We start from the raw sequence: 13,861 nt of genomic DNA, 5'->3' as shown, positions 1-13,861 counted from the left end.
GGATACCAATTTTGAACTGTTGAGTATTTTATCTCTGCATCATCTAAGGCTACTAATTCTACATTAGCTGCATGTAATTGATTTTCGTCCCTCATCGGTGCTGTGCAACCTTCTAAATAACTAACGTAACTACCTTTATCCGCAATGATTAATGTTCTTTCGAATTGACCTGTTTCAGATGCGTTTATTCTAAAATAAGTAGAAAGTTCCATTGGACATCTTGTGTTAGGTGGAATGTAAACAAAAGACCCATCTGTAAATACTGCTGAGTTAAGCGTTGCAAAATAATGATCGCTAAGAGGTATGACAGAACCTAAATATTTTTTTACTAAATCTGGATGTTTCTGAATGGCTTCAGAAATAGGGCAAAAAATTATCCCTTTTTTATCTAATTCTCCTTTAAAAGTTGTCGCCACAGAAACAGAGTCAAAAACTGCATCAACAGCTACTCCGCTTAATCTTTTTTGTTCATTAAGAGGAATTCCAAGTTTATTGTATGTTTCAATAAGTTTCGGATCAACTTCGTCTAAGCTTTTTGGTTTATCTTTCATGCTTTTTGGAGCTGAGTAATAATACAAGTCTTGGTAATTAATTTTTGGATATTTTGGTTTTTGCCAGTTAGGTTCCTTTAAAACTTTTAATCTATTAAATGCCTTTAATCTCCAATCGAGCATCCATTTAGGTTCTTTTTTTACTTCAGAAATAAATTTTATAGTTTTCTCTGAAAGTCCTTTTGGAGCTTTAAAATTTTCTATATCAGTAGTAAAACCGTATTTATAATCCTGATTATTTAACTCTTCACTCTTCATTGTTATTTTTCAACTGTTTTAGTAAGATCTTGTAATTTTACTTTTTCAAAAAAACCATTTATGTGTTGATCTAATTGGTCCCATAGATTATGAGTAATACATTTAGTTGATTTGTTATTGCACCCTCTTTTTGAGTTTTTTTTACAATTTAATGTTTTAACTTCCTCATCAACCGCAAAAATAATATTAGATAACTTAATCTCGGAGGCTGGTTTTTCTAAAACATATCCTCCAGCAGCTCCTCTTGAGCTCTTAACCAATTTGTTGCTTTTAAGCTTTAAAAAAATTTGTTCTAAATAAGCCAATGAAATATTTTGTCTCATAGAAATTTCAGTAAGACTTATCGGCCCATCTTTAGCATTTGATGCTAAGTCTGCCATTGCCATTACTGCGTATCTACCTTTGTTGGTTAATTTCATAATTAAGCATTGTATTATAATAGTTTTAGAAGAATTCCTACTATTTTGGTCAGGATTAAAAAAAAATATTTGTCGCATAAAAACGTGATATAAATCTGTACTTTTTTTTTTAATAATAATCATTATCAATTATGAAACCAAAAAGTTTAGAAATTTTCATTCCTGGGCCTGCCGGAAGACTTGAAGCAAAATATTATAAAAATCCAAAGTTTGGTTCACCTGTAGCGATTGTTCTTCATCCGCATCCTCAGTACGGTGGAACTATGAATAATAGAATTGTTCAACTTATGTATAATATTTTTTTGGAAAATGGTTTTTCAGTGATAAAGGTAAACTTTAGAGGTGTTGGTAAAAGTGACGGGGTATTTGATAATGGTCAAGGAGAACTTTCTGATGCTGCAGCGGCTTTGGATTGGATTGAAAGACAAAATTTAGATTATAGTCAATGTTGGGTTTCTGGTTTTTCTTTTGGATCATTGATTTGTATGCAACTTATAATGAGAAGACCTGAAGTAAATAATTTCATAGCAGTTTCTCCACAACCTAACGTTTACGATTTTTCATTTTTAGCTCCGTGTCCTACTTCTGGTCAAGTAATTTACAGTGAAAATGATGAATTAGTGACTAAAGAAAGTATTAATGAACTTGATAACAGAATTAAAAGTCAAAAGGGTGTTGAGGTAATTTTTTCTAAAATAAAAAATTCAAATCATTTTTTTAAAGACAAAGAAAAAGAATTATCGTTGGAAATAGAAAAATATTTAAAAGAGAAGACCGCTCTTATTTAATTTTCAACGATTTTACCGCCTGAACATGGTTTTTTACAATTGGTAGTGCTTGGAAAAGTTATTGGTAATTTTTTATAGGATCTAATTGCTAAAAAGCCAAAAGCTTGAGACTCTACAAAATCGCCATCAATTCCAAGGTTATCTATCATACTTATTTTAAATTTTTGAAAAAGATTTTTTTTAATAGTTTTTATTAATGTATTATTTTTTCTTCCTCCACCACAAATTATTATATCCTCAAATATCTTATCGTCTTTTGCTAAAAGAGATAATGTTTCACCAATAATACTTCCTGTAAACTCAGTAAGTGTGGTTGTTCCATCTTCCAGTGATAAACCTCTAGAAAACGATATATCAAAATCATTTGTATCAAATGATTTTTTTTCTTTGTTCCTGTTATAATACAATTCTTGAGCTTGTTCGAAAATTATTTCATTTTTTTTTCCTATACTTGCTAAGTGTCCGTCTCGGTCAAATTTTTTATCAGAATTTTTTCTCACCCAAGTATCAATAAGGCAATTTCCAGGTCCAATATCTTTACTAAATAATTCATCATAACCTCTTTTATTTTTAACAATTGTAATATTTGATATTCCTCCAATATTAAGAAAACAGATTGGAAGTTTTATTTTTTTTTTAGTTGCTATCAATTGATGAAATATAGGTGTAAGAGGCGCTCCTTCACCACCATTTAAAATATCATTTTCTCTAAAATTGTAAATTATCCTCTTTTTTGTTAGTTGGTAAAGTAATTTTCCGTCTCCTAACTGCCTTGAAATTTTCTCCATCGCATTGTGGTAAATTGTTTGACCATGAAAACCGACTAAAGTTTTGTCGTTATTGATTAATAATTCTTTAATAATCTTAGCGTGAAATAATGTAATTTTCCTTTCTAATTCGTTAACTTCTTTTGAGAGCCTTTTTAAATCGTACAGGTTAAATATTCTTTCTTTTAAAAAATGAAAATCTTTGTAAATATTAGAATCATATTCATAATACTTATTTTTTATTGTCTCAAATGTATTAACACCATCTGAGTTTATTATGGAAGCATCTACTCCATCTCCAGATGTCCCGCTCATCAAGCCTAAAGATGTATAATTTTTACTCATATTTTTATTTATTTATAACAATTTTCGTATAATAGTAGTTAAAACAGTAAGTGCTATGAAAAACAAATTTTTAGCTGAGATGAGTTCTAGGGGTTATTTAAGTCAGTGCACAGACTTTGATAAACTCAAAGAAATTAGCGATAAAAAATCAATTTCTGCTTATATTGGTTTTGACTGTACAGCTAAAAGTTTACATGTTGGAAGTCTTCTTCAAATAATGATCCTTAAAATGATGCAAAAATATGGTCATCGCCCAATCGTTTTGTTGGGAGGAGGCACAACATTAATTGGTGACCCATCAGGTAAGGACTCAACTAGAAAAATTCTCGAAAAAACAGAAATAAATAATAATATAAAAAGTATAAAAAAAGTTTTTAATAAAATTTTAGATACTTCAAATAAAAATACTAAGCCTATTTATGTTGATAACGCAAAATGGCTTACAAAATTAAATTATATCAAATTTTTACGCGATATTGGAAGTCATTTTACTATTAACAAGATGCTTACTTTTGAAAGTGTAAAACTTAGACTAGAGAGAGAACAATCACTTAGTTATATGGAATTTAACTATATGATTTTGCAAGCCTATGATTTTTATCAATTATATAAAAAAAATAATTGTATTTTACAAATTGGAGGTTCAGATCAATGGGGAAATATTGTAAATGGCGTTGAGCTTATAAGAAGAATGCTTAAAAAAGAAGCATATGGTATAACCTCCCCACTAATTACTTTGGCTTCTGGAACAAAGATGGGTAAAACAGAGTCAGGCGCTGTTTGGCTTAACGAAGATTTGTTTTCTGCTTATGATTATTGGCAATTTTGGAGAAATACTGATGATAGAGATGTAAAAAAATTTTTAAACTTTTTTACTGAGTTAGAAACTAATGAAATTGATAATCTATTTAAAAGAAAATCAAATATAAATGATCTAAAAATTTTATTAGCTAATGAAGCAACCAAAATTTTACATGGAGAAGTTGCATCAAACAAAGCAGAGCAAACAGCTAAAGACACGTTTCACGGAAAAGGATTAGGATCAAGTCTTCCAGAAATTATTGTTAAAAAAAAAGATATCATAAAAGGAATAAAGCTTTTAGATTTTTTATCAAAAAATCAAATTGTTCATTCTAAAAGTGAAGCAAGAAGGATTATTGAAAATAAAGGATTGAAAATAAATGATATTTTAATTGCTGACCCAAAAAAAATTTTAGAATTAACAGATTTTACAAATAACGTTTTAAAAATTTCTTATGGAAAGAAAAAACATTATATTATTAAGATTAATTAATTTTTTTGTTTCTATCTATAATTTTTTGAATAAATCTTGGAGTAATTGTTCTAATTGGATTTATCGATGTTTTTATTTTTCCCTTAGGTCCTTTCATTTTGAAGCTTATTCCAAATAATCCCTCTCCTACTTCTTTCGGAATTATTATATCGCCAATTAAAGGTATTCTGGAAATCATTTTGTTTAGTGTTTTTGCTGGAATTAATGTACCTCTTAAGCTTGTTACGTTTTTATCTTGATAACCGTCCATTAAAACTGAGATACTGGGTCCCAAGGCTAAAATTTCATTTATCTTAATTAATTCATCCGTTTGATCAATATCTATTTCTAATGTTTCAAATGATATCCCTTCTCCTTCAGCTAAGTCTGCTAAACCTCCAAGGTCTGCAAGAGTTAGTAGTTTTACCATGTTAGGTGCATTTACAACTTTAAAATTTTCAATTTTTAATTTAGAAGTTGAGGAATTATCATCAATTATTGATGTGTACAATAATTTTCCACCTGTTAATCCCCTGAAAAAACTATATTCAGTTAACAATGGTTTTGTAATATCTGAGTAGATTTCTAAATATTTTTTCTTCTTTAATTTATCACTTTTCATTGTGATATCTAAAAAATTATTATTTCCAAAATCACCTTTAGAGGAAATTTTTATAAATTTTCCTCTTTCAATTTTTCCAATAAGTCTAAATTTTAATAATTTTTCTGATAAAGGAGCAATAACTTTAGCAATATTAATTTCAATATTCTTATTTAATTTTTTTAGATTATTGTCACTTTTTTTTTGATTTATAAGCTTGGCTAAATTACTAGCATCAAATTTGTTGCCTTCAATTATAATTTTATCCCCAAATAAAATTTTAAAATCATTATTTGATATTTTTTTAGAAAATGTTTTTACTGATGCTTTTTTTAAATTTGAAAATATACCTTTTTGAAATTTAAGATCATTTATAACTATTGAATTTTTACCTTGCGCATAATTAAGATTCTTTAATTTAAGATTATCTCCAAATTTTTCAAGTTCAATAGAAACTTCAGCGATTATTTCTTTAGGTTTTGTATAATTTATTAGTTCTATTTGTATTTTTTCGTCTATATTCGCTCTGATTTTAGATTTAAATATGTCTTTACTAATTATATTTTCTGACTCAAAATCTAAAAAATTATTATTATTAAATGAATATTTGCCTTTAATTTCTATATTGTTTTTATTTGAGTTTATAAAAGTATTTATCTCAGTATCTTTTACGATAATAAATTTAAGGCTATCCTCAAGTAAAAAATTTTTGATAGATTTTTGAAAATTTAGTTTTGCATTTATTATTTTACCACTATTTTTAAAATTAAAATTTTTAATTTTGAGTGTTTTGTCTAGATTTACAAAAAGAGTATTGTTGAACTCACCGTTTAAATTATCTAAAGAATTTAAATTTAAGAATTGATTTAAAAAGTCATATTCTTTTTTTAATTTATTATCAATTTTTATATTACTCAAAAAATTAGTTTCTATGGAAATTTCTGGGGAGATTTGAATTTTTGCGTCACCATCCTTTATATCCAATGGACCAAATTTTCCAAGAAAACTTTTTATCAAAATATCTGTGTTATCCGCAAAAAAAGTAAAGTTTGTGTTTTCTAAAAAGATTTCTTTTTCATAATTAATTTTTGCATCCTCTATTGATCCTTTTGTTATAAAGTTTTCTATTTCATTATTTTTATTAAAATAAAATTCAATTTGTATATTCAATTTTCCTTCAACGAGTTTATTGTTCAAAAAACTCGAGAAATTCGATGGTTTTAATATTGATGAAATTTTTTTGATATTTTCAAAACTAATTTGATTAAAATTTAAACTTATTTTTTCAAACTTATTTTCAGATTTTATTAGAGAAAGAAAGTTAACATAAGCTTTTATATTCTTAATAGGAAGTTTGATTTCTTTAAAGTTTATACTAGGATTTTTAGCCTCTAAAAATAAACTAATTTCTCTAATATCAAGCTTGAATTTTATAGTATCTAAATTTAAGTCTATATTGGCGTTACTTTCTTTAATCTTTTTTGTTATTAAACTATTAAATCTTTTTGTTTCTATGCCCGTAGTTGATAGAAATACTAGTAGCAAGGTTAAAACACTTAAAATAAAGATAAATGATAAATTAAATATTTTTCTCATTATTTGTTTTTAATACCTTCCTCAATGAACTCATCAATATTTCCATCAAGAACACTAGAAGGATTTGTGCTTTCTTTCTTATTACGCAAATCTTTAACTAATTGATAAGGTTGTAAAATATAAGATCTTATTTGATGACCCCAACCAATATCGGTTTTAGAATCTAAATTTTTTTGATTTTGTTCCTCCCTTTTTTGTATCTCATGTTCGTACAATCTTGCTTTAAGCATTTTGTAACAAGTTTCTTTATTTTTATGTTGAGATCTCTCATTTTGACATTGAACAACTATTTTAGTTGGAAGATGAGTAATTCTCACTGCGCTATCAGTTGTATTTACGTGTTGCCCACCAGCTCCACTGGATCTATAAGTGTCAATTCTTAAATCTTTCTCATCAACTTTTATATCTATGTCATCATCAACAACAGGATAAACCCAAACACTTGCGAAGCTTGTGTGTCTTCTCGCGCCACTGTCAAATGGCGAAATTCTAACTAATCTGTGAACACCTGACTCAGATCTCATTAATCCATACAAGTAGTCGCCGTCTACTTTTAAAATCGAGGACTTAATACCAGCTTCATCTCCTTTGTGCTCACTTATAATTTCATATTTGTATTTTTTTTTATCAAACCATTTTATATACATCCTTCTTAGCATATCAGCCCAGTCTTGACTTTCAGTGCCTCCAGCTCCTGCATGTATTTCTAAATAAATGTTCAAATCGTCGTTATCTCCGGAAAGAAAACAAATTTTTTCGCAATTTCTTAAAGTTTTTTGAATTTCTTCTATTTTATTATTACAATCATTGATTGTTTCTTCATCATTTTCCTTGATTGCAATATTAAACAATTCTCTTAAATCTGAGATATCATTAAATGATCTTTTATAAGTATTGAGGATCTCTTCAAAAATTTTTTTCTGTTTGACAGTTTTTCTTACAAGCTTTTGATCTTTCCAAAAATTTTCTTTTTGCGATATATTTTCAAGTTCTTTGATTTTATTCTCAACTTTATTTTTATCAAAGATACCCCCTAATATTTTTAAGATTCTTTTCTAAATTGTTCAGCTGATTTTCAAAATTTTGCATTAGTAAAATTGCCTATATTTGATTAAAGTATCACGGTTATTAATTGAAATTAAATTATTATTATTAATGTTGTTAATATCTTTCACCTTAAGAGCTTCAATAATAGTTTTTTTATCCCCTAACGAAGCTTTTAGTCCGGTATCATAATTTAAAGACGTCAAATAAATGTTTTCAGGGACTTTGAACTCTTTAAAATCATTTTTAAAAAGCGCACTTTCAATAAAATTTTTAAAAATCGGTAAAGCTGCTTTTGATCCAGTTTCAAATTTTCCTAAAGTTTGTGGGTTGTCAAAACCAATGTAAACCCCGATTACTAAATTTGAAGAAAATCCTATAAACCATGCATCGAAATTTTTATTTGTTGTGCCAGTTTTACCTGCTAAAGGAACATTAAGTGATTTTAATTTTTTTGCTGTTCCTCTTTTGACTGTACCATTAAGAATAGACACCATCTGGTAAGCGGTTTCCTCACTAAAAACTCTCATATTGGTATTTTCTATCTTTGGAAGTTCCTCACTTTGATTTATAAATTTATCACAACCGATACATTTTCTATTTTTTAAACTGAAAATTGTATTTCCTCTTCTATCCTGTATTCTTGAGATTAATGTAGGATTAATTTTTTTTCCTCCATTAACAAATGGAGCATAAGCTGATGTTAGATTTAACAGTGTAGTTTCAGCTGCCCCAAGTGAAACAGATAAAAGTTCTGGTATATCATCATAAATATCCAATTTTTTTGATAATTCTAAAATCTTATTCAATCCTAAAATTTTTGCTACTCTCACTGTCATCAAATTCCTGGAATATTCTATGCCTTTTCTTAAAGTAGTAGGCCCGTAAAATTTTTTTCCATAATTTTCTGGTTTCCAGTTTTTTAATCCCACACCTTGACTTTCAACAAATGGTGCATCCAAAATAATTGAATTAGGTGAAAAACCATTTTCCAATGCTGCAGCATACACAATAGGTTTAAATGCTGAGCCGGGTTGTCTCTTAGCTTGCGTTACTCTATTGAATTCGCTAGACCGAAAGTTAAAACCACCTACTAGAGCTTTTACGTCTCCGGTGTAAGGATCTAATGCTACAATACCTCCATTAACTTTTGGATATTGCTTTAAGCCCCAAGAATTTTTATTTTTTTTTACAAATACGATATCACCAACTTTAAAAACTTCTTTTAAAGTTTTTTTATTAGAAAGGGCCCACTTAACTTTTTTATTACTTAGTACACCGAAAATATCTTTTGTATCTTTTTCGTTGATAATTTTAAAATTTATTTCTGTATTATTTACACCTTGAATTTCTGCAAATTTCCAGCCCAAGGTTGGATCTAATTTAAAACTATCTAATTTATATTTCCAATTTTTATTTTTTTGAGTATTTGAAATTGGACCCCTCCACCCATGTCGTTTGTCATAATCTTCAATTCCTTTTCTCAGAGACTCAAGTGCTTGAATTTGATAATTAATATTAAGTGGTGTTCTTATGCTAAGTCCCTCTGAATATAATTTTTCAAAACCATAATTTTCTTTTACTGATCGCCTAACCTCCTCGGTATAAGAATTTGCCTCATTTACAATTTCTATTTTTCTTTTTTTTAATTTTAATGTTGAAGCTTTCAAATTTTTAAACTCATCTTTAGAAATAAATTTATTTTCCTCTAAATTCTTTAAAACTAAATTTCTTCTAAATTTACTTATCTCTGGAAATCTGTAAGGATTATATTTACTTGGAGCTTTAGGCAAAGCAGCTAGTAAAGCGGCATCAGCATAACTCAATTCCTTTATTGGTTTATCAAAATATTCTAGACTTGCAGCAGCAATTCCATATGTTCCTTGTCCAAGGTAAATCTGATTCAAATAAAGTTCTAAAATTCTCTCTTTTGAATAAGCTCTTTCAATTCTAAAAGCTAAAATTGCCTCTTTGATTTTTCTTTTTATTGAAACTTCGTTAGTTAGAAGAAAATTTTTAGCTACTTGTTGAGTAATTGTGGAAGCTCCTTCTAATCTTTTGTTTTGTGATATATTTTTAATGTTGTTTATGAAAGCTCTCAAAATTCCTTTAGCGTCTATTCCCGGATGATTAAAAAAGTTTTTATCCTCTGCAGAAAGAAATGAGTTTATTATCGTAGTAGGTATAGAGTCATAAGGAACAAACAATCTTTTCTCTATGGCATACTCTGCTATTAATTTTCCATCTTCAGAATAGACTCTGCTTGATATAGGTGGTTGATAATTAGATAGCTTTTTATAATCAGGTAAACCAATGGAAAAGTACCACAAAGTAGATAATAAAAAGAGCAGTGTTATTATAAAAAAAATTATAATAGATTTAATAGAAAAATTAATAAATTTAAGCATCTAACCTTTATATTGTTAAAAAATTTGACTTTCTTTAGGCATTTAAATTTAAATATGTGTATTTATAGTTAAAATCGTATAAAATAACCATATGACTAAATTAAAATTCACAGTTTTTGCAAAAATAAAAGGAATTCAATCAAAATGGAAAAAAATTTATATATTGATGCATCGCATCCAAATGAAACACGTATTATTCTTAAATCTACTAATTCAATTGAAGAATATGAGTTTGAAGACAAAAACAATTTAACTTTTAAAAATAATATTTATTTAGGAGCAATAAGTAGAGTTGAGCCGTCTTTACAGGCTGCTTTTGTTAATTTTGGAAGGGATAGACATGGTTTTTTAGCTTTTAATGATATTCAGTCAGACTATTACCAGATCCCTTTTGAAGATAAAGAAAAAATCAAAGAAGTTGAAGAGGAAATAAGGGAAAGTTTAAAAAATAAGAATTTAGAAGAGTCTAGTGAGAATAATTCATCAAATTCTTCTCAAGAAAATAATATTGTTGAAAATAACGAAATATCTAAATCTGGTGAAATAGAAAAAAAAGAGTATAGAGAAGAAATAAAATCTTCATACGGTATTAAAAGATATAAAATTCAAGAAGTAATTAAGCCCGGTCAAGTTGTCCTAATTCAAGTTATTAAAGAGGAACGAGGTCAAAAAGGAGCTGCTCTAACCACTTTTATTTCATTGGCTGGAAAATATATGGTTTTAATGCCTAACACTCCGAAAGGTGGAGGAATATCAAGAAAAATTTTTAACTCTTCTGATAGACAAAAAATAAGAACTATTTTGAACGAAATTCAAATACCAAAAAGTATGGGAGTAATCGTTAGAACAGCGGGTGCTAATAAAACAAAAAATGAAATTGAAAAAGATTTTCAAAATACTTTAAAAACTTGGGAAGAAATTAAAGATAAAGCAATAGACTCCAATGCGCCTTCATTGGTTTATGAGGAAGGAGATATAATTAAAAGAACTTTAAGAGATACTTATGATAACGACACTAAAAATATATATATCGAAGGTAATGAAGCATATCAAAAAGCGAAAAAATTCATGAAAGAGCTAATGCCTAAAAACGTTAAAAATATTAAAAAATACAGGGGTAAAAAACCATTGTTTCAAGATGCGAATATTGAAAAAGAATTAAATAATATTTTTGAACCCACTGTGAAACTTAAATCTGGAGGCTATATAGTCATAAATCCCACTGAGGCTTTGGTTTCCATCGATATCAACTCAGGTCAGTCAACAAAACAAACAAATATTGAAAAAACTGCATTAAATACAAATTTAGAAGCTGCTGAAGAAATTGCTCGTCAAATTAAATTAAGAGATTTATCAGGTTTAATTGTAATAGATTTTATAGATATGATGAATTTTTATAATAGGCGTACAGTTGAAAAAAGAATGAGAGAAAGTATTAGAAAAGATAGAGCTAGAATACAACTAGGAAAGATAAGTAACTTTGGTTTATTAGAAATGACAAGGCAAAGACTAAGGGAAGGTTCTATCAAATGGGAAACTCAATTGTCATTAGGATCGTTTTCTCAAAAAATTCTAAAGAAAATTCAGTATTTAGCTTTTGGCGACAAAGTAAAAATACTTAGGTCATATGTGCCAGAAAAGGTGAAATTATATATAGAAAAAAATCTACTTGAGGAATTGAAATATTTTCAAAAAAAATACTCGTTCAAAGTTGAAATTTTATCTAACAAAGAGTTGATTATACCTGAATATAAAATTGAGCTATTAAATAAATCAAAAAAATTAATAAATAAAATAGAATATTTAGAAAATATTGTAAGTAGTAAAAAAACTATAATTGATATTTCTAAAGGAAAAAAGGAAGGAAAAAAATCTAAAAAAGAAATAAAAAAGGTTAAAACAAAAAAAAATCCTAGGACACTATGGGTGAGAAGAAAAAAGAAATCAAATTAAACCTTTAGTTGGAGAACTTGCTGTCGCAAAATGATTTTTACCCATCCTGCCAGCTAAATAGGAATTTCTTCCTGAAATTACCGCATCTTTAAAAGCTTCAGCCATCAATATTGGTTTTTTAGCTTTAGCTATAGCACTATTGATTAAAACTCCGTCACATCCTAACTCCATGGCAATAGTTGCATCAGAGGCTGTCCCTATTCCAGCATCAATTATAACCGGGACTTTTGATTGTTTAATGATTAGTGAAATATTAACTTTATTTTGTATTCCCAAACCAGAACCAATTGGGGAAGCTAAAGGCATAATAGCTGATGCGCCATTATCCTCTAATTTTTTTGCTAATAGTGGGTCATCAGTACAATAGACCATAACTTTAAATCCTTCTTTAACAAGTATTTTTGTAGTCTTAACTGTTTCTATCATATTTGGGTATAAAGTTTTTTTGTCACCTAAAACTTCTAATTTAACTAATTTCCATCCACCCATTTCTCTTGCTAATCTCAAAGTTCTTAAAGCTTCACCTGACGTAAAACAACCAGCTGTATTTGGCAAAAAAATTGTTTTTTTAGGATTAATATAATCACTTAGTAATGGTTTTGTTTTATCTAATATATTTACTCGTCTGACGGCTACAGTTACCATACTTGCTCCTGAAGCTTTTACTGCCTTAGCAGTTTCTGAAAGACTTTTATATTTTCCAGTTCCAATAATTAATCTGGATTTAAGAGATGTACCTGCAACTTTAAAAATATCTTTTTTCAAATTATCCTCCACCAATAAAGTGCACTATTTCTAGTTTATCATTGTTTTTTAAATATTTTTTTTTAAAGAAAACTTTAGGGACTATTACACCATTATATTCTACTGCTATTTTTTTTTTATCTAAATTGTATTTTTTTAAAAGATCCAATATCGAATATTTAGATTTTATTACTACTTTTTTTCCATTTAATTGTATTTTTGCCATAATTAAGTTATTCAATATCAAGAAACTTATGAATAAAATTATAGTTCTTAATGGACCAAACCTCAACCTTTTAGGTGAAAGAGAAAAAATACAATATGGAAGTCTCACTTTAAAAGACATTGAGAAAAATTGTAAAGATTTTGCTGACAAAAATAATATTAAACTTTCTTTATTTCAGTCAAATATTGAAGGAGAATTAATTACTCAAATACAAAATTCAAGAAATGATCAAGATGGCATAATTATAAATGCTGGAGGTTATACACACACATCTGTAGCTATTCATGATGCTTTAAAAGTATTAAAAATTCCAATTATTGAATTGCATATAAGCAACATTTATAATAGAGAAGACTTCAGGCACAAATCTTTAATTAGTAAAGTTGCCAGCGGTATTATTTGTGGTTTTGGGTCTGAGGGCTATATAATGTCTTTAAAAGCTATGAAGAAAATTTTAGAAGATGAAAATAGATAAAAAATTAATAAAAGAACTTGTAGATAACCTTAAAGAATTTGAGCTCTCTGAATTGGAGTATCAGGACGGGCCAACAAAAATTAAAGTATCAAAAGGATCAAAATTAATTGATCAAGTAAAAACAAGTGCGGTTGTTTCTCCTAATAAAGCAGTATTAAAATCATCTGATGAAATTGATGGTGTAAGAATTAAATCTCCAATAATCGGGACAGCTTACTTAGCGCCGGAACCAGGAGCAAAAAAATTTGTAGAAGTGGGTGATAAAATTAAAAAAGGACAAACTGTAATGATTGTAGAAGCAATGAAAACAATGAATCATGTTCCCTCTACCGCTAATGGAGAAGTTAAAAAAATAATGATCGAGGATGGTCAGCCTGTAGAATTTGGTCAAACTTTAGTTCTTTTAAAATAAT

At 27.9% G+C, this 13,861-nt stretch carries 13 protein-coding genes; 5 read left to right on the top strand and 8 right to left on the bottom strand.

Going from position 1 to position 13,861, the window contains the following annotated elements:
• Both sufB and AMN78_RS03290 read right to left on the bottom strand, forming a co-directional pair.
• The coding region (sufB, locus tag AMN78_RS03295; protein WP_075534161.1) for a Fe-S cluster assembly protein SufB at window positions 1-809 on the bottom strand (809 nt) is incomplete at its 3' end.
• A gap of 2 nt (window positions 810-811) precedes the next feature.
• A complete protein-coding gene (locus AMN78_RS03290; protein ID WP_075534165.1) occupies window positions 812-1,228 on the bottom strand; it encodes an Rrf2 family transcriptional regulator in 417 nt (138 codons plus the stop codon).
• Between the two features lie 131 nt (window positions 1,229-1,359).
• Between AMN78_RS03290 and AMN78_RS03285 the strand changes: the two genes are divergently transcribed.
• Window positions 1,360-2,016, top strand: coding sequence for an alpha/beta hydrolase (locus AMN78_RS03285; RefSeq protein WP_075534160.1), 657 nt, complete (start codon window positions 1,360-1,362; stop codon window positions 2,014-2,016).
• On the opposite strand, the gene AMN78_RS03280 is transcribed toward AMN78_RS03285, so the two are convergent.
• Window positions 2,013-3,128: an anhydro-N-acetylmuramic acid kinase gene (locus AMN78_RS03280; protein ID WP_075534159.1), complete on the bottom strand. Its 1,116-nt coding sequence runs from the start codon at window positions 3,126-3,128 to the stop codon at window positions 2,013-2,015. The two genes, AMN78_RS03285 and AMN78_RS03280, sit on opposite strands and share 4 nt — an antisense overlap.
• 55 nt (window positions 3,129-3,183) lie before the next feature.
• Between AMN78_RS03280 and tyrS the strand changes: the two genes are divergently transcribed.
• On the top strand, window positions 3,184-4,422 hold the full coding sequence (tyrS, locus tag AMN78_RS03275; RefSeq protein ID WP_075534158.1) for a tyrosine--tRNA ligase: 1,239 nt from the start codon (window positions 3,184-3,186) through the stop codon (window positions 4,420-4,422).
• On the opposite strand, the gene AMN78_RS03270 is transcribed toward tyrS, so the two are convergent.
• The 3 genes from AMN78_RS03270 to AMN78_RS03260 are packed head-to-tail and all read right to left on the bottom strand — an operon-like array spanning window position 4,415 to window position 10,050.
• Window positions 4,415-6,598, bottom strand: a complete 2,184-nt coding sequence (locus AMN78_RS03270) for a hypothetical protein (RefSeq protein ID WP_075534157.1) — start codon at window positions 6,596-6,598, stop codon at window positions 4,415-4,417. The two genes, tyrS and AMN78_RS03270, sit on opposite strands and share 8 nt — an antisense overlap.
• Window positions 6,598-7,647, bottom strand: coding sequence for a peptide chain release factor 2 (gene prfB / locus AMN78_RS03265; protein ID WP_102133228.1), 1,050 nt, complete (start codon window positions 7,645-7,647; stop codon window positions 6,598-6,600). The genes AMN78_RS03270 and prfB overlap by 1 nt, the downstream gene beginning before the upstream one ends.
• A gap of 39 nt (window positions 7,648-7,686) precedes the next feature.
• The gene (locus AMN78_RS03260) at window positions 7,687-10,050 is read right to left on the bottom strand and encodes a penicillin-binding protein 1A (RefSeq protein ID WP_102133227.1); all 2,364 of its coding nucleotides are present in this window, start codon (window positions 10,048-10,050) and stop codon (window positions 7,687-7,689) included.
• Window positions 10,051-10,194: 144 nt separating this feature from the next.
• Here AMN78_RS03260 and AMN78_RS03255 point away from each other — a divergent pair, with 144 nt between their 5' ends.
• Window positions 10,195-12,003 carry an Rne/Rng family ribonuclease gene (locus tag AMN78_RS03255; protein WP_075534155.1) on the top strand — a complete coding sequence of 603 codons (1,809 nt, stop codon included), beginning with the start codon at window positions 10,195-10,197 and terminating at the stop codon, window positions 12,001-12,003.
• On the opposite strand, the gene AMN78_RS03250 is transcribed toward AMN78_RS03255, so the two are convergent.
• A complete protein-coding gene (locus tag AMN78_RS03250) occupies window positions 11,995-12,768 on the bottom strand; it encodes a thiazole synthase (RefSeq protein WP_075534163.1) in 774 nt (257 codons plus the stop codon). The genes AMN78_RS03255 and AMN78_RS03250 overlap by 9 nt on opposite strands.
• 1 nt (window position 12,769) lies before the next feature.
• On the bottom strand, window positions 12,770-12,973 hold the full coding sequence (gene thiS, locus AMN78_RS03245; RefSeq protein ID WP_075534154.1) for a sulfur carrier protein ThiS: 204 nt from the start codon (window positions 12,971-12,973) through the stop codon (window positions 12,770-12,772).
• A 28-nt stretch (window positions 12,974-13,001) separates the two neighbouring features.
• Between thiS and aroQ the strand changes: the two genes are divergently transcribed.
• Together aroQ and AMN78_RS03235 are read left to right on the top strand one after the other, a co-directional pair.
• Window positions 13,002-13,448 (top strand): type II 3-dehydroquinate dehydratase, encoded by a 447-nt coding sequence (gene aroQ, locus AMN78_RS03240; protein ID WP_075534153.1) that lies wholly within the window; start codon window positions 13,002-13,004, stop codon window positions 13,446-13,448.
• Entirely contained in the window at window positions 13,435-13,860 is a 426-nt protein-coding gene (locus tag AMN78_RS03235) for an acetyl-CoA carboxylase biotin carboxyl carrier protein (protein WP_075534152.1), read from the top strand. Before aroQ ends, AMN78_RS03235 begins: the two co-directional genes overlap by 14 nt.
• Window position 13,861: the final 1 nt, after the last annotated feature.

The organism is Candidatus Pelagibacter communis (genome assembly GCF_001179945.1).
Taxonomy (GTDB): Bacteria; Pseudomonadota; Alphaproteobacteria; order Pelagibacterales; family Pelagibacteraceae; genus Pelagilacustribacter; species Pelagilacustribacter ubique_A.
This window is presented reverse-complemented; position numbering and strand designations above follow the sequence as displayed.

Bases quoted from the DNA above. Each gene is read 5' to 3' on its own strand.
- AMN78_RS03290 (WP_075534165.1), bottom strand. From the start codon at position 1,228: ATGAAATTAACCAACAAAGGTAGATACGCAGTAATGGCAATGGCAGAC.
- AMN78_RS03285 (WP_075534160.1), top strand. From the start codon at position 1,360: ATGAAACCAAAAAGTTTAGAAATTTTCATTCCTGGGCCTGCCGGAAGA.
- AMN78_RS03280 (WP_075534159.1), bottom strand. From the start codon at position 3,128: ATGAGTAAAAATTATACATCTTTAGGCTTGATGAGCGGGACATCTGGA.
- tyrS (WP_075534158.1), top strand. From the start codon at position 3,184: ATGAAAAACAAATTTTTAGCTGAGATGAGTTCTAGGGGTTATTTAAGT.
- AMN78_RS03270 (WP_075534157.1), bottom strand. From the start codon at position 6,598: ATGAGAAAAATATTTAATTTATCATTTATCTTTATTTTAAGTGTTTTA.
- AMN78_RS03260 (WP_102133227.1), bottom strand. From the start codon at position 10,050: ATGCTTAAATTTATTAATTTTTCTATTAAATCTATTATAATTTTTTTT.
- AMN78_RS03255 (WP_075534155.1), top strand. From the start codon at position 10,195: ATGGAAAAAAATTTATATATTGATGCATCGCATCCAAATGAAACACGT.
- thiS (WP_075534154.1), bottom strand. From the start codon at position 12,973: ATGGCAAAAATACAATTAAATGGAAAAAAAGTAGTAATAAAATCTAAA.
- aroQ (WP_075534153.1), top strand. From the start codon at position 13,002: ATGAATAAAATTATAGTTCTTAATGGACCAAACCTCAACCTTTTAGGT.
- AMN78_RS03235 (WP_075534152.1), top strand. From the start codon at position 13,435: ATGAAAATAGATAAAAAATTAATAAAAGAACTTGTAGATAACCTTAAA.